Consider the following 18164-nt stretch of genomic DNA (forward strand, 5'->3'; position numbering starts at 1 on the left):
TGTATGTTGGATGATTTGACGGAGCATCAATGATCAGCGCGATCCTGAACAACAACGTCGTCCTGGTGCCGGCCTTCCTGGTGCTGGCCGTGCTGCTCGGCGCCGCCGCCCGGTCGCTCGCCGCCCGGCGAGGCCTCCCGCAGTGGCCCACCGTGCTGCTCGGTGTCGCCCTGGCCGGTGAACTCGCCGCCACCCTCTGCCCCACCGGAAACGGCGGCGGCCAGAACCCGTCCTGCACCTGGGGCGCCGACCTGGCCTTCACCCTCGGTGCGGAACAGGGCCGGCTCAACCTGCTGATGTACGTCCCGCTGGGTCTCTTCGCCGTGCTGGCCTTCGGCCGGCCCGCTGTCGTCGCGGTCTCCGTGCTCGGGCTCACCGCCGCCACCGAGACCGTGCAGGGCCTGCTCCCGTTCATCGGCCGCGCCTGTGACAGCGGCGACCTCGCCGCCAACGCGCTCGGCGGCCTGGCCGGCGTGCTGCTCGGCTGCGCGGTGCGCCTCGTCCAACGCCGCCGGATACGGCCTGCCGGAAAGGAGTTGGCGGTCGGTGGTGCGATGGCGGCGGCGCTCGGGGTGCCGGTACTGCTGCTCCAGTCCCTGGTGCTGGAGCCGACCGTCGCCACCGGCCTCTCGGCAGCCACCGGTCCGCAACGTGAACTCGCCCACCGGGATGCCGAGTTGCTGTTCGGCCCCGGCTCGCGGGTGGTCGCGGTGCAGCGTCACCTCGGCGGCCCGGGAGTCGACCAACTGTTCGTCACCGGCGAGCGCCAGGGCTTCACCCTGGACTGGCCGTCCGGCCTGCTGAGGGACCTCAACGGCGGCTTCCTCCCCGAGGAGACCGACTCCGGCCCCGCCACCGACCAGCAGGCCCGCGAGGCCGCAGACCGGTTCCTCGCCCAGTGGCACCCCGCAGCCTCCGGCGAACCGCAGTTCGCCCCGCACGGTGGCCAGGGCGGGCGCCGCCGCTTCACCTACACCTACTCCGGCGGGACGGTCCACGTGGACGTCGACCGGAACAGCCGGGTGGTCGAGTTCCGCCGGGACTGAGCGGGTGTTCCGGTGCGGTCGGAGTGTGCCCGTCAGGTTCGCCCCGCCCCGCAGCGGCAATGCCGTCGGGGCGGAGCGTGATCCTCAACGTCCCTGCTGGGCCTACTTGTTGGTGAAGGAGGCCGGGCGCTTCTCGGCGAAGGCGGACATGCCTTCCTTCTGGTCGGCGGTGGCGAAGGCGGCGTGGAAGAGGCGGCGTTCGAAGCGGACGCCCTCGGCGAGGGTGGTTTCGAAGGCGCGGTTGACGGATTCCTTCATCATGACGGCGGCGGGGAGGGACATCGCGGCGACCGTCTCGGCGACCGCGTGGGCCTCGGGGAGGAGCTGGTCGGCGGGGACGATGCGGGAGACCAGGCCGGCGCGCTCCGCCTCCTCGGCGTCCATCATGCGGCCGGTGAGGCAGAGGTCCATGGCCTTGGCCTTGCCGACGGCGCGGGTGAGGCGCTGGGAGCCGCCGATGCCGGGGATGACGCCGAGCTTGATCTCGGGCTGGCCGAACTTCGCGGTGTCGGCGGCGATCAGGATGTCGCAGAGCATCGCCAGCTCGCAGCCGCCGCCGAGGGCGTAGCCGGCGACGGCGGCGATGACGGGCTTGCGGAGGCGGCCGAGTTCGTCCCAGGGGCCGAGCCAGTCGTCGAGGTAGACGTCGGGGAAACGGTTGTCCTGCATCTCCTTGATGTCGGCGCCCGCCGCGAAGGCCTTCTCGGAGCCGGTGATCACCATGGCGCCGATTTCCGGGTCGCGGTCGAAGGACTTGGCCGCCGCCACCACCTCGGTCATCAGCTGGGTGTTGAGCGCGTTGAGCGCCTTGGGGCGGTTGAGGGTGATGATGCCGACCCGGCCCTTGCGGTCCACCAGGATCGTCTCGTACTCGGTCATCGCCGCTAATCCTCTCCACGCTGAGCGGAACACTGACGGTGGATACGATCTCGGAACGTCGCCCCGGATGCCAGTCTCGACAGGCGAGACGATGGTCACCTCGGCAAACGCAGGTCGCCGCCCTCGGGGGTGGTGAAGAAGCGTGCGACGTCGGCCGCGGTGACTTCGGCGAGGGTGGCCGGGCTCCAGCGCGGGTTGCGGTCCTTGTCGACGACCTGGGCGCGGATGCCTTCGACCAGGTCGTGGTGGGTGAGGGCGGCGCAGGAGATCCGGTACTCCTGGTCGAGGGTGGCGGCCAGGGAGGGCAGGATGCGGGCCCGGCGCAGGGCGGCGAGGGTGACCTTGAGCATGGTGGGGGACTTGGCGAGCAGCTGCTCGGCGGCTTCCTTGGCCTCGGGGAGGCCGGTGGCCCGGAGACGCTCCAGGATCTCCTCGATGCTGTCGGCCGCGTAGCAGTGGTCGATCCACTCGCGCTGCTCGGCGAGTTCGGAGGCGGGGGCGGCCTCGGCGAGCGCGGCAACAGCGGCGACGGGGTCGTCCGCGGAGAGCAGCGCGGGCAGTGCGGAGGACGGGAGGAAGTGGTCGGCGAAACCGCAGTACAGCGCGTCGCCCGCGGTCATGGTGGCGGCGGTGAGGCCGAGGTGGGTGCCGAGTTCGCCGGGGGCGAGGGCGAGCAGGCGGCTGCCGCCGACGTCGGGGACGAGGCCGATGCGGGTTTCGGGCATGGCGACGGCGGAGCGTTCGGTGACGATCCGGATCGCGGCGTGCGCGGACAGGCCGACGCCGCCGCCCATGGTGATGCCGTCCATCAGTGCGAGGTACGGCTTGGGGTAGCGGGAGATCAGTTCGTTGAGGGGGTACTCGACGCGGAAGAACGCCCGGCCGCCGGCGCCGCCGAGCCTGGCGTCGTCGTGGATGGCCCGGATGTCGGCCCCGGCGCACAGTCCGCGTTCGCCGGCGCCGGTGAGCACCACGGCCGCCACCCGGTCGTCCGTGGCCCAGGCGTCGAGTGCGGCGCGGACGGTCTCCAGCATGCCGTGGGTCAGCGAGTTGAGGGCGCGTGGGCGGTTGAGGGTGATCCGGCCGGTGCGGCCGATCCGGTCGATCAGCACGTCCTGCGGGGTGTCCGTCGTCATTGCTGCCACCGCTCCGTCCCGGAAAGTACGACGATCTTTCCTGCACGGTACCGGGCCGGGCAGGACGGGCGGAATCTCACCCGAACAGCGGCGAACAGCGGCGAGCTGCGGGCGCGCCGTTGACGCACCCGCAGCCCAGGTGGGGCAGATCAGCCGACGATCTGCCCGGTGACCTCGCCGAAGCCGACCCGCAGCCCCCCCGGGCCGGGGGCGGTGGCGCTGATGGACACCTCGTCGCCGTCCTCCAGGAAGGTGCGCTCGGTGCCGTCGGGGAACTTGAGCGGGTGCTCGCCGTTCCAGGTCAGTTCGATGAGCGCGCCGCGGGTGTCCGGCTCGGGGCCGGAGACCGTGCCGGAGGCGTACAGGTCGCCGGTGCGCAGGCTGGCGCCGTTCGCGGTGAGGTGGGCCAGCTGCTGGGCGGCGGTCCAGTACATGGTGGCGAACGGCGGGCGGGAGACGGTGCGGCCGTTGAGCGCGACCTCGATCGCCAGGTCCAGGCCCCAGGGCTCGGCGTCCCGGTCGTCGAGGTAGGGCAGCGGCTCCACGTCGCGGGCCGGCGGGGAGACCCGGGCGTGCTGCAGGGCCTCCAGCGGCACTACCCAGGGGGAGACCGAGGTGGCGAAGGACTTGCCGAGGAACGGGCCGAGCGGCACGTACTCCCAGGCCTGGATGTCGCGCGCCGACCAGTCGTTGAGCAGGCAGACGCCGAAGACGTGCTCGGCGAAGTCGGCGAGCGCCACCGGCGTGCCCATGGCGCTGGGCGTGCCGACGACGAAGGCGACCTCGGCCTCGATGTCGAGGCGGCGGCTCGGCCCGAACGAGGGTGTGGCGTCCGTGGGGGCCTTGCGCTGACCGTGCGGTCGGGTCACCGGGGTGCCGGAGACCACGATGGTGCCGGAGCGGCCGTGGTAACCGATCGGCAGGTGCTTCCAGTTGGGGGTGAGCGGCTCCGAACCCGGACGGAAGATCTTGCCCAGGTTGGTGGCGTGGTGCTCGGAGGCGTAGAAGTCGACGTAGTCGGCGACCTCGAACGGCAGGTGCAGCTCGACGTCCGCCAGGTCGAGCAGGCAGGGCTCGACGGCGGCGCGGTGGGCGTCGTCGGTGAGCCACTCGGTGAGCGCGGCGCGCACCGCCTGCCAGGTCGAACGGCCCGCCGCCATCAGCGGGTTGAGCGTCTCGGCGGCCAGCAGCTCGGACGGGCTGCCGACCGCTCGGGCGGCCGCGCCGGCGTCCAGCACCCGCTCGCCGATCCGGACGCCGATCCGCCGGCCGGGCCGGTCGGGGGCGGTGAACACGCCGTAGGGCAGGTTGTGCACGCCGAACGGCGAGTCCGCGGGCAGATCGAGCCAGGTGGTGGTGGTCAAGAGTTCTCCAGGAGGCCGAGTCGGGCGAGGTCTTCCAACGGCTCGGCGATGCTACAGGTGCCGAAGGCGGTGAACGCGGAACGGATCCGCGCGATCTGGTGCTCCGTCAGTGACTGCACGGCGGTCGCCAGCCGGGCCCCGTCACGCTCGGCGAGCAGCTCGGTGGCCTGTTCCCGGCTCGAACTCCCGGCCGCCAGCAGGACGTTGAGGAAGCCGTGGTGCTCGTAGCCGGTGCCCAGGTCGGTGTGCCGCACCGCGTGGTGCAGGCCGGCCGTGCACTTGTACGGCAACTCGCGTTCCGCGCAGGCCACCTGGAAGGCGGCGAGCTCCGCGACGCTCGGGAACGCCGCGAAACTCAGGCCGCCGGTACGGTACTTGGCGCGGTAGCGGGTGCCGGCCAGGGCGTCCAGCGCATGCAGCGAATCCGAACGCGGCACCTCGACGGCCGCGCCGACGCCGTCCGGCAGCAGCGCGTCCAGTTCCGCCACCGCCGCCCGCACGTCCTCGCCGGCCACGTACTCCACGGCCGCCAGCGGCAGGCCCGCCGCGGCCTTCACCGCCTCCGCCAGCCGGCCGGTCGGCACCGTCACCACGATCGGGAACTCCGGTGCCAGCGGCGCGAGTTCGGCCAGCTTGTCGATCGGCGCGAGCAGCGGGCCGACCGCCGTCGCGTACGGGGCGGCGCGGTGCGCCCGGTGCGCGGGGACGGCCTCGGCCAGCGGCAGGTCGCCGGGCGGGAAGACCGCCGCGTCGTCGAACAGCCCCCGGTACAGCTCGGGTACGTTCATCGCTTCGCCCAGGTCCATGCGTAGTTCGGGTCCTCGCTGGCGGTGGCGGCCTCGCCGAGCTCCAGCGGGCGGAAGGTGTCCACCATCACCGCCAGCTCGTCGAAGAACTCCACGCCGATCGAGCGCTCGTACGCGCCCGGCTGCGGACCGTGGGTGTGGCCGCCGGGGTGCAGCGAGATCGACCCCTGTCCGATGCCGGAGCCCCTGCGGGCTTCGTAGTTGCCGCCGCAGTAGAACATCACCTCGTCGCTGTCCACGTTCGCGTGGTAGTACGGCACGGGGATCGACAGCGGGTGGTAGTCCACCTTGCGCGGCACGAAGTTGCAGATCACGAAGTTGTTGCCCTCGAACACCTGGTGGGCCGGTGGCGGCTGGTGCACCCGGCCGGTGATCGGCTCGAAGTCCGAGATGTTGAAGGCGTACGGGTACAGGCAGCCGTCCCAGCCCACCACGTCGAACGGGTGGTCGGGCACGGTGTAGCGGGTGCCGACCACGCCGCCCGGGCCGCGGTGCTTGACCAGGACGTCCACCTCGCCGCCCTCGACCAGCAGCGGGCCCTCGGGGCCGCGCAGGTCGCGCTCGCAGTACGGGGCGTGCTCCAGCAGCTGCCCGTACTTGGAGAGGTAGCGGCGGGCCGGGGTGATGTGACTGTTCGCCTCGATGCAGTAGGCGCGCAGCGGCTCGTCCCCGGTCGGCACCCAGCGGTGCGTGGTGGCCCGGGGGATGATCACATAGTCGCCCTGGCCGACCGTCAGGGTGCCGAAGACCGTCTCCAGTACGGCGGTCCCCGACTCGAGGTACACGCACTCGTCGCCCAGCCCGTTGCGGTACAGCTCGCTGGGCGCGCCGGCCGCGACGTAGGAGATCCGCACGTCCGCGTTGCCGAGCACCAGCCGGCGGCCGGTGACGACGTCCGCCGACTTCCACTCCTGGCCGGGGAACAGCTCGTGCAGCTTCAGGTGACGGGGGAGCAGCGGGAGGTTCGCGGTGGTGGACTGGTCGGGCAGCTCCCACACCGAGGCGGCCGTCACCGCCGACGGGATGTGCCGGTGGTACAGCAGCGAGGAGTCCGAGAAGAACCCCTCCTCGCCCATCAACTCCTCGTAGTAGAGGCCCCCTTCGGGGGTGCGGTGCTGGGTGTGCCGCTTGGGCGGCACCGAGCCCAGCTGCCGGTAGTACGCCATCGTCCCGCTTCTCCCTCGTCGCCCTGGTTGCCGGCTGTCCGTCAGAGGTTGCCGCGCCGGTCCTGCTCGCGCTCGATCGCCTCGAAGAGCGCCTTGAAGTTGCCCTTGCCGAAGCCCAGCGAACCATGCCGCTCGATGAACTCGTAGAACACGGTCGGCCGGTCGCCGATCGGCTTGGTGAAGATCTGCAGCAGGTAACCGTCCTCGTCGCGGTCCACCAGGATGCCGCGCGACTTCAGCTCCTCGATCGGGACGCGGACCTTGCCGATCCGCTCGCGCAGCTCCGGGTCGTCGTAGTACGAGTCCGGGGTGTGCAGGAACTCCACGCCGCGCGAACGCAGCACGTCGACGGTGGTGAGGATGTCGTTGGTGGCCAGCGCCATGTGCTGGCAGCCCGGGCCGGTGTAGAACTCCAGGTACTCGTCGATCTGCGACTTCTTCTTCGCGATCGCGGGCTCGTTCAGCGGGAACTTCACCCGGTGGTTGCCGCTGGCGACCACCTTCGACATCAGCGCCGAGTAGTCGGTGGCGATGTCGTCGCCGACGAACTCCGCCATGTTCACGAAGCCCATCACCCGGTTGTAGAACGACACCCACTCGTCCATCTTGCCGAGCTCGACGTTGCCCACCGCGTGGTCCAGCGCCTGGAAGAGCCGCTTCGGCGCGCCCTCGGGGCGGACCACGGTGGACTCCTTGGCGATGTAGCCCGGCAGGTACGGGCCGCTGTAGCGGGAGCGGTCGATCAGGGTGTGCCGGGTCTCGCCGTACGCGGCGATCGCGGCGCGGCGGACGGTGCCGTGCTCGTCGGAGACGTCGTTCGGCTCCTCCAGGATGGTGGCGCCCTGGGCGCGGGCGTGCTCGATGCACTTGTCCACGTCCGGGACCTCCATCGCGAGGTCGACCACGCCGTCGCCGTGGCGGCGGTGGTGGTCCAGCAGCGGGCTGTCCGGCAGCACGCCGCCCTTGATCACGAACCGGCAGGAGCCGGAGCGCAGCACGAAGGCCTTGCGGTCGCGGCGGCCGGTCTCCGGGCCCGAGTACGCGACCAGTTCCATGCCGAACACGGCCTGGTAGAACTGCGCCGTCTGGGTGGCGTTGCCGACCACGAAGACGACCGCGTCCTGGGCGGTCACCGGGAACGGGTCGGTCGAGGCGTCGTACTCGACCAGGCCCACCAGAGTGCGCAGCTGCTCGGCCGTCAGTCCGGCCTCCAGCTCCTCGGGAGTCAGTTCAACAGCGGCGTCGGCGGTCATCGGTGCATTCCTCCACGTCGAGTCGGTTGCGAGGAGCTTCCTCCAGCTCGGTGAGGTGGGCAACAGGTCCGATTCCGGCTGCTCAATGTGTACAAGATGAGCAGCTCGGGGCCGGTCGCACTGGGCGGATTGCTCAGTGCCCGGCCCGATCGCCTCCAGGTTGACGCGCGGTGAGGTGTCCGGCGAACCACTGCGCGGCCAGGTCGGCGACCGCCTCCAGTGCCCCCGGCTCCTCGAACAGGTGGCCCGCACCGGGGATGATCTTCAGCGCGCTCTCGCAGCGCAGTTCGGAGCGGGCCTGCCGGTTCAACTCCACCACCTCCCCGTCCGCGCCGCCCACGATCAGCAGCGTCGGCGCGGTCACCATCGGCAGCCGGGCCTCGGCCAGGTCCGGGCGGCCGCCGCGGGAGACGATCGCGCCCGGCGCGGTGTCCGGGTCGGCCGCCGCCCACAGTGCCGCGGCCGCGCCGGTGCTCGCCCCGAAGTAGCCGAACGGCAGGCCCGCCAGCGGCGGGTGGCGGCGCACCGTGCGGGTCGCCTCGGCCAGGCGGCCGCCCAGCAGACCCGGGTCGAACACCTTCCAGCGGTCCTCGGCCTCGTGCGGCGACAGCAGGTCGAACAGCACGGTGGCCAGGCCTTCCCGGTGCAGCCGTTCGGCGACCTTCCGGTTGCGCGGGCTGCCCCGGCCGGAGCCGCTGCCGTGCGCGAACAGCACGACGCCGATGGGGTGTTCGGGCACCGCGATGACCGCCGGGCCGGTCGGGAAGGCCAGTTCGTGGGTGGCCACCGCCGGGCGGCGCGGCCGGTTCGCCTGTTCGAGCGCGGCCAGCACCTCCTCGTCCGTGGTCTGCCGGAAGTCCTGGTAGAACTCGCCGACGGCCAGGAACCGGGACGGGGTGTGCACCGCGACGAACGCGTCCGCCGCGCCGGCCAGCCGGGACGTCCAGTCGTACGGGGCGACCGGCACCGCCAGCACCACCCGCGCCGCGCCGCGGGCCCGCACCAGCCGGCAGGCCGCCAGCGCCGTCGAACCCGTCGCCACCCCGTCGTCCACCACCAGCACCGTGCGCCCGGTGAGCGGCACCGGCGGGCGGCCCTCCCGGTAGGCGGCGGCGCGGCGGGCCAGCTCGGCGCGCTCACGGGCCTCCACCGCCGCGAACTGCTCGGGGGTGACGCCGGCCATGTCCACCACGGTCTGGTTCACCACCCGGGCGCCGTCCTCGCCGACCGCGCCCATCGCCAGCTCCGGCTGCTCCGGCACCCCCACCTTGCGGATCACGCACACGTCCAGCGGCGCCCCCAGGGCCGCCGCCACCTCCACCGCCACCGGCACCCCGCCCCGGGGCAGGGCCACCACGACGGCGTCCCGCGCCTCGGCGGCCTTGGCGGGGGTGTCGGTGAGCGCGGCGGCGAGTCGGCGTCCCGCATCGGTCCGGTCGGTGAAGTGCATGAGGGAACCTCTCCGTTCTCCACCGTACGCGCGTGGGGTGGGAGCGGAGAGGTCGGAACAGCGGGGCCCCGGAACGGGACAGAACGGGTGATAAGAAAAAAATAAGTATTAACCGTCCGATAGCGTTAGTTTCCCCTCAGACCGGGTAGCGACCAAGTGGTTTCGCATTGGCCTGACTACGAGGAGGTGATCCAGGTGTCTACCCAGCTGCCGTCGGGCATGGAGCATCATCCGGACATCCTGGAGATGCGTGAACACGCCGAACGGGCGACATCCACGACCGCAGGGCAGGGGACGGAGGCACTGGCGATCTGCGCCGGTCTGTTCCTCGCCATCTCGCCATGGGTGGTCGGCTTCAGCGGCTTCACAGGCCTGGCCATCAGCAACCTGGTGCTCGGTATCGCCTACACCGTCCTGATGGCGGGCTACGGCCCGGCATGGGGCCGCACGCACGCACGCGCCTGGGCCTGCGCGGTCATCGGCGTGTGGACGATCATCGCGCCCTGGGCCGTCAACGGCGGAGCGCACATCCGCCGGACCATCCTGACCAACACGATCACGGGCGGCATCATGACGCTGCTGGCCCTGGCCGCGGTCGGAATGGTGTTCGCCGGAGCTTCCGGCGCGGCGCGACGACGCCCCTGATCGTCGCGTGACCTCCTTCCGCCCCGGCCCCGCCGCCGGGGCGGACCCATGTCCGGCGCCGGGACGGGGTCCGGCAGCGCCGCGCGGTGGACGGAAGGTGAACGGCAGGTCGGGGAACGGTCACAGCCCGGGGCCGGGCGGCATGACGCGGGCGCCGACCGGGCAGCCACGCTGTGGAACCACGGGGGAGGGCCGGAGTGACCGTACGGGAACAGCAGCTGTGGGCGGCCGTGGTGGCGGCCCGGCAACAGGTCCGGCAGAGCGGGGACGCGGCGCTGCCCGCCCTGGTCGAAGCGCTGCACTGGTGGTGCGGCCCGCTGCTGGGCAACCGGGCGCGGGCGGACGAAGTGGATGCCGCCCTGGCCGAATGCGTATCCGCCGCACGGCAGTTGGTGGGCGTCCGCCCCGAGTACCTGCCCGCACTGGCGGCCGCGCTGTACCGGCAGTCGCTCGCCCTCGGCCACCGCGGCGAACGCGCCCGCGCGCTGCCGCTCGCCCGCGAAGCGCTCACCCACTACCGGGAGCTGGCCGACGACGACCTCCGGGTGTTCGGGCCGCCGACCGCCGCCGCCCTGGAGAACCTGGCCAACCAGCTCGCCGGGACGGGCGCCCGCACCGAGGCCGTCGACACCGTCCGGGAAGCCGTGGCCCTGCGCCGACGACTCGCCACCCGCCACCCCGGCCGGCAGCAGGACCTCGAACTCGCCTCCGCCCTCGCCGACCTGGGCATCGCCCTCGGCGAGGCCGGCCGCCACCAGGAAGCCGTGGACGTCGCCCAGGAAGCCGTCGCGGGATACCGGGCAGCGGGCGGCGGCCGGGGCCCGGACCGGGTCGCGTACTGGGTGGCGCTGGCCAGCCTGGTCCAGGAGCTGGAGCACACCGGCCGCCACCACGAACGGGAGCCGGTGCTGGAAGAACTCGCCGACACCCACCGCCGGGCCGTCCGGCACAACCCGGAACTGGTCGCCGAACTGGACGCGACCCTGCGCGAGCGGGGCTACCGCGTCGGCCCCGACGGGCGACTGCGACGGGAAGCGCCCGAACCGTCACGCGAACAGTGGATGAGAATCGCCGAGTTGACGAAGCGCGGGCACGCGCTGGCGAACCGCGGCGACCCGGCGGGCGCGGTGACGGCGTTCCAGCAGGCACTCGCGCTGGCCCGGCAACTGCCCGCCGCCGACGCCCGGACGCGGCCGACGCTGGCCGCCGTGCTGCACGACCTCGGCCTGGCGCTCGGCTGGGACGGCCGCCCGGCGGAGGCGATCGGCGTCCTGGAGGAGTCCGTCCGGCTGCACCGGGCGGAGCTCGCGCAGCGCGGCGCGCCGGTGGCTCCGCTGCTGGCCGAGAGCCTCGACACACTCGGCAACCGGCTCTCCGTACTCGGCCGCCACCGGGCGGCGCTGGCCGCCACCCGGGAGGCGGTGGAGCTCCAGGAACAGGTCGCGGAGCGGACCGGCGGGGAGCGGGAGAACCGTGAACTCGCCCGGATGCTCAACAACTTGAGCATCCGGTACGCCGACCGCAAACGGCACCGCGCGTCCCGCGACGCCTCCCGCCGATCCGTCGCCCGCTACCGTTCCCTGCCCTTCGCCGGCCCCGAGCACCTCACCGGCCTGGTGCACGCCCTCACCAACCTCGCCCTCCGCGAGGCCCGGCTGCGAAACACCGAACCCGTCGCACCCCTGGTCCGCGAAGCGGTCAAGCTGATCCACCTGCCCCGGGGCCACCAGCGCGCCCAACTCGCCGAATCCCTGCACTGGTTGGCCTGGTACCTGCGCCGCCACGGCGACCCGGCGACGGCGGACATCGCGAAGATGGCAGAGGCGAGGCTGCGGTACTGAGCGGCCCCGGACAGGCCCTACTGGCTCGGGCGGGTCATCCGCAGGACGTCGAGGGCCTCGTCCAGCTGGGCCTCGGTGAGCAGGCCGCGGTCCAGGTAGCCGCGTTCGACCACCACCTGGCGGATGGTCTTGCGCTCCGCGAGGGACTGCTTGGCGACCTTCGCGGCCTCCTCGTAGCCGATGTACCGGTTGAGCGGGGTCACCACCGACGGGGAGGACTCCGCGTACTCGCGGGTGCGCTCCGCGTTCGCGGTGATGCCGTCGATGGTGCGGTCGGCCAGCAGGCGGGCCGCGTTCGCCAGCAGGCGCACCGACTCCAGGACATTGCGGGCGATGACCGGGAGCATCACGTTCAGCTCGAAGTTGCCGCTCGCCCCGGCCACCGTGACGGTGGTGTCGTTGCCGATCACCTGCGCGGCGACCATCAGCACCACCTCGGGCAGCACCGGGTTGACCTTGCCCGGCATGATCGAGGAACCCGGCTGCAGGTCCGGCAGGTTGATCTCGCCCAGGCCGGTGCGCGGGCCGGAGCCCATCCAGCGCAGATCGTTGGCGATCTTGGTGAAGCCGACGGCCACCGTGCGCAGCTGGCCGCTCAGTTCGACCAGGCCGTCGCGCGCGCCCTGCGCCTCGAAGTGGTTGCGGGCCTCCGTCAGCGGCAGCCCCGTGGCCCGGGCGACCTCGGCGATCACCGCCGCGGAGAACCCGGACGGGGTGTTGATGCCGGTGCCCACCGCCGTTCCGCCGAGCGGCAGTTCGGCGAGCCGGGGCAGAGTGGCCGTCAGCCGCTCCACGCCGTGGCGGACCTGCGCCGCGTAGCCGCCGAACTCCTGGCCGAGGGTGACGGGCGTGGCGTCCATCAGGTGGGTCCGGCCGGACTTCACCACCTCGGCGAACTCCCCGGCCTTCGCCTCCAGCGCCCCCGCGAGGTGCTCCAGCGCCGGGATCAGCTCGTGCACCACGGCCCCCGTGGCCGCGATGTGGATCGAGGACGGGAACACGTCGTTCGACGACTGTGAGGCGTTGACCTGGTCGTTCGGGTGCACGGGACGGCCCAGGCGCTCGCCCGCGAGGGTGGCGATCACCTCATTGGCGTTCATGTTCGACGAGGTGCCGGAGCCGGTCTGGAACACGTCCACCGGGAACTCGCCGTCCCAGCGGCCCTCCGCGACCTCCTCGGCCGCGGAGCGGATCGCTGCCGCGACCGGCTCCTCCAGCACGCCCAGGCGCGCGTTCACCGTCGCCGCCGCCGCCTTGATCCGGGCCAGCGCCGCGATGTGGGCGCGCTCCAGGCGCTGGCCCGACACCGGGAAGTTCTCGACCGCGCGCTGTGTCTGCGCCTGCCACTTGGCCGTCGCCGGCACCCGCACCTCGCCCATCGAGTCGTGCTCGGTCCGCCAGCCCTGCTCGTTCTTGCTGTCCGCCATGGTGGGACACCTCCTGGTCCCGTCAGCCTTCCACGGCCGCCGGGCATTCCCACCCCGTCCCACCTGCGTGTCGGCCCGCGCCGTCCCCCGGTGGCGCGGGCCGAGGCGGCGTCAGCCGTGGTAGGAGGCGATGATCTTGGTGAAGGCGTACGCGGACTGGCTGATGCCGCTGCAGGTGTCGCCCGCGGGGGTGCCGGACGGGCACGGGCGGTCGCGGTTGACCGCCCAGAAGGTGAACCGGGCCAGGTGGTGGGCCTTGGCGTAGTTCAGCATGGTGGTGAAGTCGGCGGTGGAGACCGTCTCGTCGGACTCGTCGGTCTTTCCGTTCATCGAGGAGATCCCGATGTGCTTGTACGCCGTCGCCGAGTCGTAGCCGTAGGCGGCGGCCACCGCGTTCTTCAGGCCGTCGGCGGCCTGGGTGGAGACGGTGCCCATCGCGCCGCTGTGGCCGCCGAAGTCGAACGGCATGACGGTCCAGCCGTCCACCGCGAGGCCGGCCGCCGCGCCCTTCTTGATCAGGTCGGTGCCGGTGGAGTCCGGGCCGGTGGGGGTGGTGCCGAAGGTGACGTACACCTTCAGGCCCGGGTTGTTGGTCTTGACCGTCTTCAGCGCGCTGATCACCCGCTGGCGGACCGTCGCGTTGGCGGCCTCGGTGTTCTCGATGTCGATGTCGATCGCCTTCAACCGGTACGCGTCGATCACCTTCTGGTACGCGCCGGCCAGCGCGGAGGCCGAACTGCACTTCTCGCCCAGCTTGTTGCCGCTCCAGCCGCCGAAGGAGACCAGCACGTCGCCGCCAGCGCTGCGGATCGCGTTGATGGTGCTCTGGTCGCTGCCGCCGGTGAGCGCCCGGGAGCCGTCCCACTTCGGGTTGCAGCCGCCGTCGGAGAGCATGAAGGCCAGCGTGAACTGGGTGGCGCCGGTGGCCTGCATCACCTGCACCGGGTTCTGCGGGCTGCCCCAGCCCAGGTACTCGTACGGGGCGTTGAGGCCGACCGGGTCGGGGGAGGCGGCCTGCCCGGCCGGGGCCAGGGCGAGCGCGCCGGCCGAGAGGGCGGTGGTGGCGGCGAGGGCGAGCAGCGGACGGGCGAGGGTGGGCTTGGCCATGGGGTCACCGTTCCGGGAGTCGTGGACGCGGCCGGGCGGAGGGTCGTCCGACCGCTCAACTGTTAGGAAAGTTTCCTGATCTGACAGGGAATCAGTTCGCCCTGTCCGCGTCAAGACTCCGGGCCGGACGGGCGGCATACTCCTCGGTAGCCCCGTTCCGCGCAAGCCTCCGAGGAGCCCGCCCCATGTCCACCACGCCGTCCGCGAAGACCGCCGGCCGCCCCGACCCGCTCGACCTGCTCGGCGTCGACGAACTGCTCACCGACGACGAGCGGTTGATCCGCGACACCGTGCGCGCCTTCACCGACCGGCAGATCCGGCCGCACCTCGCCGACTGGTTCGAACGCGGCACCTTCCCGGTCCGCGAGATCGCCCCCGAACTCGGCAAACTCGGCGTCCTCGGCATGCACCTGGACGGCTACGGCTGCACCGGCTCCACCGCCACCGAGTACGGCGTCGCCTGCATGGAACTGGAGGCCGCCGACTCCGGACTGCGCAGCTTCGTCTCGGTGCAGGGCTCGCTCGCCATGCGCTCCATCCACGCCTACGGCTCCGAGGAGCAGAAGCAGCGCTGGCTGCCGGAGCTGGCCGCCGGACGGGCCGTCGGCTGCTTCGCCCTGACCGAACCCGAGGTCGGCTCCGACCCGGCCGCGATGCGCACCCGGGCCCGGCGCGACGGCGGCGACTGGATCCTCGACGGCGCCAAGATGTGGATCACCAACGGCTCGGTCTCCGACGTCGCCGTGGTGTGGGCCGCCACCGAGGACGGCGTGCGCGGCTTCCTCGTCCCGCAGGGAACCCCCGGGTTCACCGCCCGCGACATCCCCGGCAAGCTCTCCCTGCGCGCCTCCGTCACCAGCGAACTCGCCTTCGACGGCGTCCGGTTGCCCGCCGAGGCGATGCTGCCCCACGCGCGCGGCCTGCGCGCCCCGCTGTCCTCCCTCGGCGAGGCCCGCTACGGCATCCTGTGGGGCACCGTCGGCGCCGCCCGCGACTGCTACCGGGCCGCCGTCGACTACGCCCGCGACCGCGAACAGTTCGGCCGCCCCATCGGCGGCTTCCAGCTCACCCAGCAAAAGCTCGTCGACATGGCCCTGGAACTGGAGAAGGCCTACCTGGTCGCCGTCCGGATCGGCCGCCTCAAGGACGAGGGCCGCGCCCAGCCCGCGCACATCTCCTTCGGCAAGCTCAACAACGTCCGCACCGCACTGGAGATCGCCCGCACCGCCCGCACCATCCTCGGCGCCAACGGCATCACCACCGCCTACCCCGTCCTGCGCCACGCCAACAACCTCGAATCCGTCCTCACCTACGAGGGCACCTCCGAGATCCACACCCTGGTCCTTGGCGAGGCCATCACCGGCGAGTCCGCCTACCGCTGATATTCGCTGGTCAGGGCACCCGCGCGGCCCCTACGGTGGCGCCATGACGACGCAACGGCTCCCGACCACCACCCTCTGGCGCCCCACCGGCCCCGAGGAACTGGCCCTGGTCGCCGCGTCCGGCTGGCGCGCCTGGCCGCCGCGGCTGCCCGAGCAGCCGATCTTCTACCCCGTCCTGAACGAGGACTACGCGATCCGGATCGCCCGGGACTGGAACGTCCCGGCGTCCGGCGCCGGGTACGTGACGCGCTTCGAGGTCGAGACCGAGTTCCTCAAGCGCTACCCCGTACAGCAGGCCGGCGGCGAGACCATCCTCGAACTGTGGGTCCCCGCCGAGGAGTTGGCCGAGTTCAACCAGCACCTGGTGGGCGAGATCCAGGTGGTCCACGAGTTCCGCTGATCCCCGGCGAAGGCTGGCTCGTCGGGGAGGCCGGATGCACGAGGGGCCGGGAAGTTCCCACCGCAGGCAGGGCCTGGCTCCCCCTTTCGGGTGGGGTGGTCTCCGCCGGAAGTCGGGGGATGGGGGTCGGGTGTCCGCCTGGGGGACGATCCCGGGCGGTACCTGGTGCGCATGGGCGGGGGGTCGGGGCGGGGGCACCATGGAGGGGACGGTGGACGGCGGGATTGGGTGGGGCAGGGATGGGCGGCGTGCGGCGGGCGGCGGCGGTGGTGGTGGGCGGAGCGGCTGTTGCGGCGCTGGTGGTGATGCTCGCGCCCGCCGCGATACAGAAGGCGCAGGACCGGATGGACCAGACCCTGCGTTACCCGACGGGCGCCGCCGCCAAGGCGGCGGGCAGTCAGGTGCCGAGCTGGCTGCCCGACACGGCCGTGCGGATCGCGTTCCTGGCGGACAGCCAGGACGCCGACCGGCTGATCCGCGCCACGCTGCCCGACCGGACGCTGCCCGCCGGGTGCACCGAGGGGCGCCCGATCGGCAGCGTCCACCTGCGGGCCCACTGGTTCCCGAGCGACACCCCGCAGCGCGCCACCGCGCACTGCGGCCTGTACGACGTCGCGCTAATCGGCGATCAGCTGTACGGCTGGCAGGACGCCGCGGTGGTGGCCAGCGCCAGGCCCAGCAGCGTTCCGGTGCGCTGAGGGAGCCCCGTCCGGGCGATCCGGGCGGATGCGGCAGGACGCCGCGGTGGTGGCCAGCGCCAGGCCCAGCGGCGTTCCGGTGCGCTGAGGGAGCGCCCGTCCGGGCGATCCGGGCGGATGCGGCAGGACGCTGCGGTGGTGGCCCGGCGCCCGGCCCAGCGGCGTATCCGTGCGCTGAGCGGGCGGGGTCCGGCCTTTCGGGCAGGTGGGCGGATGCGATAGGACGGTGCGCATACCTGACACCACGAGGAGCACCATGCCAGGCCCGACCGTCGATGCCGACGGCGACCAGACCGTCCCCGTAGCCCCCGGCCGATCCGACTCCGTCTCCGGCGCACCGAGCAAGGCCCCGTTCGCGGCGGCCACCGTGGCCGTCCTGGGCAGCCTCGCCGCGCTCGGGCCGAGCACCACCGACCTCTACCTGCCCGCGCTGCCCGAGCTGACCGCCGACCTGCACTCCACCGCGCCCGCCGCCCAGCTCACCCTGACCGGCTCGCTGCTCGGCATGGCCGCCGGCCAGCTGCTGTTCGGCCCGCTCAGCGACCGCATCGGCCGCCGCCGCCCGCTGCTGGCCGGACTCGCCGTCTACACCGCGGCAAGCGTGATGTGCGCCGTGGCCACCACGATGCCGATGCTGGTGGCCGGCCGCGCGCTCCAGGGCGCGGCGGGCTCCGCGGGGCTGGTGATCGCCCGGGCGATCGTCCGCGACCGGCTCGAAGGCGTCGCGATGATACGTTTCCTCGCCACCATGGGACTGATCTCCGGTCTCGCCCCGATCCTCGCCCCCGTCGCCGGCGCCCAGCTGCTCCATGTCACCGACTGGCGCGGCACCTTCCTCACCCTGGCCGTGCTCGGCGCGCTGCTCACCGTCGGCTCCGCGCTCGGCATCCGCGAGACCCTGCCGCCCGAACGCCGCCACGGCGACGGCCTCGGCACCACCGTCCGCGCCATCGGCGGACTGCTGGGCGACCGCCCGTTCCTCGGCTACCTGCTCACCAGCACCTTCGCGTTCGGCGCGCTGTTCGCGTACGTCGGCGGTTCGTCGGTGGTGCTGCAGGACGTGTACCGGATCTCCCCGCAGACCTACAGCCTGGTGTTCGCGGTCAACTCGATCGTGCTGCTGGCCGTCACCCAGCTGAACGGCCGGGTGCTGGTGCAGCGCTTCCCCGGGCCGGTGCTGCTGGTCTCGGGGCTGACGGTGGCCGTGGCGGCCGGCCTGGCCGTGGTGCTGTGCACCACCGTCTGGGACACCGGCCTGGCCGGGGTGTGGCCGGCGCTCGCCGTGCTGATGGGCTCGATGGGCGTGATCATGCCGAACGCCAACGGGCAGGCCCTCACCATGGCGCCGCACGCGGCGGGTTCGGCGTCCGCGCTGCTCGGCACCGGCACCTTCCTGTGCGGCTCGCTGGTCGCCCCGCTCAGCAGCGCCGGCGGCCACCCGTCCGCGACCGCCCTCGGCGTGATCGTGCTGGGCTGCTCGCTGCTGGCGCTGGTGTCGTTCCTGCCGCTGTACCGCAGCAGGAGCTGAGCAACACAGTGGCCGCGCCCGGCCGGTGGCGAACAG

Annotated in this window: 16 protein-coding genes; 7 read left to right on the plus strand and 9 right to left on the minus strand. The window is 72.6% G+C overall.

The window, feature by feature from the left end; genetic code table 11:
- The first annotated feature begins 29 nt into the window (after nt 1-29).
- Entirely contained in the window at nt 30-1046 is a 1017-nt protein-coding gene (locus ACFV18_RS30495) for a VanZ family protein (RefSeq protein WP_380488503.1), read from the plus strand.
- A gap of 102 nt (nt 1047-1148) precedes the next feature.
- Here the strand turns inward: ACFV18_RS30495 and ACFV18_RS30500 are convergent, their stop codons facing one another.
- From ACFV18_RS30500 to ACFV18_RS30530, 7 genes are all read right to left on the minus strand, one after another.
- The gene (locus ACFV18_RS30500; protein ID WP_380488505.1) at nt 1149-1925 is read right to left on the minus strand and encodes an enoyl-CoA hydratase; all 777 of its coding nucleotides are present in this window, start codon (nt 1923-1925) and stop codon (nt 1149-1151) included.
- 95 nt (nt 1926-2020) lie between these two features.
- Nucleotides 2021-3061, minus strand: coding sequence for an enoyl-CoA hydratase/isomerase family protein (locus tag ACFV18_RS30505; protein ID WP_380488506.1), 1041 nt, complete (start codon nt 3059-3061; stop codon nt 2021-2023).
- A 149-nt stretch (nt 3062-3210) separates the two neighbouring features.
- On the minus strand, nt 3211-4425 hold the full coding sequence (gene fahA / locus ACFV18_RS30510; RefSeq protein WP_380488507.1) for a fumarylacetoacetase: 1215 nt from the start codon (nt 4423-4425) through the stop codon (nt 3211-3213).
- Nucleotides 4422-5231, minus strand: a complete 810-nt coding sequence (locus tag ACFV18_RS30515) for a hypothetical protein (RefSeq protein WP_380488509.1) — start codon at nt 5229-5231, stop codon at nt 4422-4424. Before ACFV18_RS30515 ends, fahA begins: the two co-directional genes overlap by 4 nt.
- Nucleotides 5210-6397, minus strand: coding sequence for a homogentisate 1,2-dioxygenase (locus tag ACFV18_RS30520; RefSeq protein ID WP_380488511.1), 1188 nt, complete (start codon nt 6395-6397; stop codon nt 5210-5212). The genes ACFV18_RS30515 and ACFV18_RS30520 overlap by 22 nt, the downstream gene beginning before the upstream one ends.
- A gap of 41 nt (nt 6398-6438) precedes the next feature.
- The gene (gene hppD, locus ACFV18_RS30525) at nt 6439-7650 is read right to left on the minus strand and encodes a 4-hydroxyphenylpyruvate dioxygenase (protein ID WP_380488513.1); all 1212 of its coding nucleotides are present in this window, start codon (nt 7648-7650) and stop codon (nt 6439-6441) included.
- A gap of 133 nt (nt 7651-7783) precedes the next feature.
- Nucleotides 7784-9100 carry a phosphoribosyltransferase family protein gene (locus tag ACFV18_RS30530; RefSeq protein ID WP_380488514.1) on the minus strand — a complete coding sequence of 439 codons (1317 nt, stop codon included), beginning with the start codon at nt 9098-9100 and terminating at the stop codon, nt 7784-7786.
- Nucleotides 9101-9295: 195 nt separating this feature from the next.
- Here ACFV18_RS30530 and ACFV18_RS30535 point away from each other — a divergent pair, with 195 nt between their 5' ends.
- Both ACFV18_RS30535 and ACFV18_RS30540 read left to right on the plus strand, forming a co-directional pair.
- The gene (locus ACFV18_RS30535) at nt 9296-9745 is read left to right on the plus strand and encodes an SPW repeat protein (protein ID WP_380488515.1); all 450 of its coding nucleotides are present in this window, start codon (nt 9296-9298) and stop codon (nt 9743-9745) included.
- 197 nt (nt 9746-9942) lie between these two features.
- Nucleotides 9943-11586: a tetratricopeptide repeat protein gene (locus ACFV18_RS30540; RefSeq protein WP_380488516.1), complete on the plus strand. Its 1644-nt coding sequence runs from the start codon at nt 9943-9945 to the stop codon at nt 11584-11586.
- Between the two features lie 17 nt (nt 11587-11603).
- On the opposite strand, the gene ACFV18_RS30545 is transcribed toward ACFV18_RS30540, so the two are convergent.
- Together ACFV18_RS30545 and ACFV18_RS30550 are read right to left on the minus strand one after the other, a co-directional pair.
- Entirely contained in the window at nt 11604-13013 is a 1410-nt protein-coding gene (locus tag ACFV18_RS30545; protein WP_380488518.1) for a class II fumarate hydratase, read from the minus strand.
- 111 nt (nt 13014-13124) lie between these two features.
- Nucleotides 13125-14120 (minus strand): chitinase, encoded by a 996-nt coding sequence (locus ACFV18_RS30550; RefSeq protein WP_380488519.1) that lies wholly within the window; start codon nt 14118-14120, stop codon nt 13125-13127.
- 185 nt (nt 14121-14305) lie between these two features.
- On the opposite strand from ACFV18_RS30550, the gene ACFV18_RS30555 reads away from it, so the two are divergent.
- The 4 genes from ACFV18_RS30555 to ACFV18_RS30570 all read left to right on the plus strand — a co-directional run bounded on the left by ACFV18_RS30555 (nt 14306) and on the right by ACFV18_RS30570 (nt 18128).
- The gene (locus tag ACFV18_RS30555) at nt 14306-15502 is read left to right on the plus strand and encodes an acyl-CoA dehydrogenase family protein (RefSeq protein WP_380488521.1); all 1197 of its coding nucleotides are present in this window, start codon (nt 14306-14308) and stop codon (nt 15500-15502) included.
- Between the two features lie 43 nt (nt 15503-15545).
- Nucleotides 15546-15902 (plus strand): hypothetical protein, encoded by a 357-nt coding sequence (locus tag ACFV18_RS30560; RefSeq protein ID WP_380488522.1) that lies wholly within the window; start codon nt 15546-15548, stop codon nt 15900-15902.
- 239 nt (nt 15903-16141) lie between these two features.
- The gene (locus ACFV18_RS30565; protein ID WP_380488523.1) at nt 16142-16600 is read left to right on the plus strand and encodes a hypothetical protein; all 459 of its coding nucleotides are present in this window, start codon (nt 16142-16144) and stop codon (nt 16598-16600) included.
- Nucleotides 16601-16856: 256 nt separating this feature from the next.
- Nucleotides 16857-18128, plus strand: coding sequence for a multidrug effflux MFS transporter (locus ACFV18_RS30570; RefSeq protein WP_380488524.1), 1272 nt, complete (start codon nt 16857-16859; stop codon nt 18126-18128).
- The last annotated feature ends 36 nt before the right edge of the window (nt 18129-18164 follow it).

Origin of the sequence: Kitasatospora sp. NPDC059673 (genome assembly GCF_042734215.1) — a bacterium.
In the GTDB taxonomy this organism is placed as follows: domain Bacteria; phylum Actinomycetota; class Actinomycetes; order Streptomycetales; family Streptomycetaceae; genus Kitasatospora.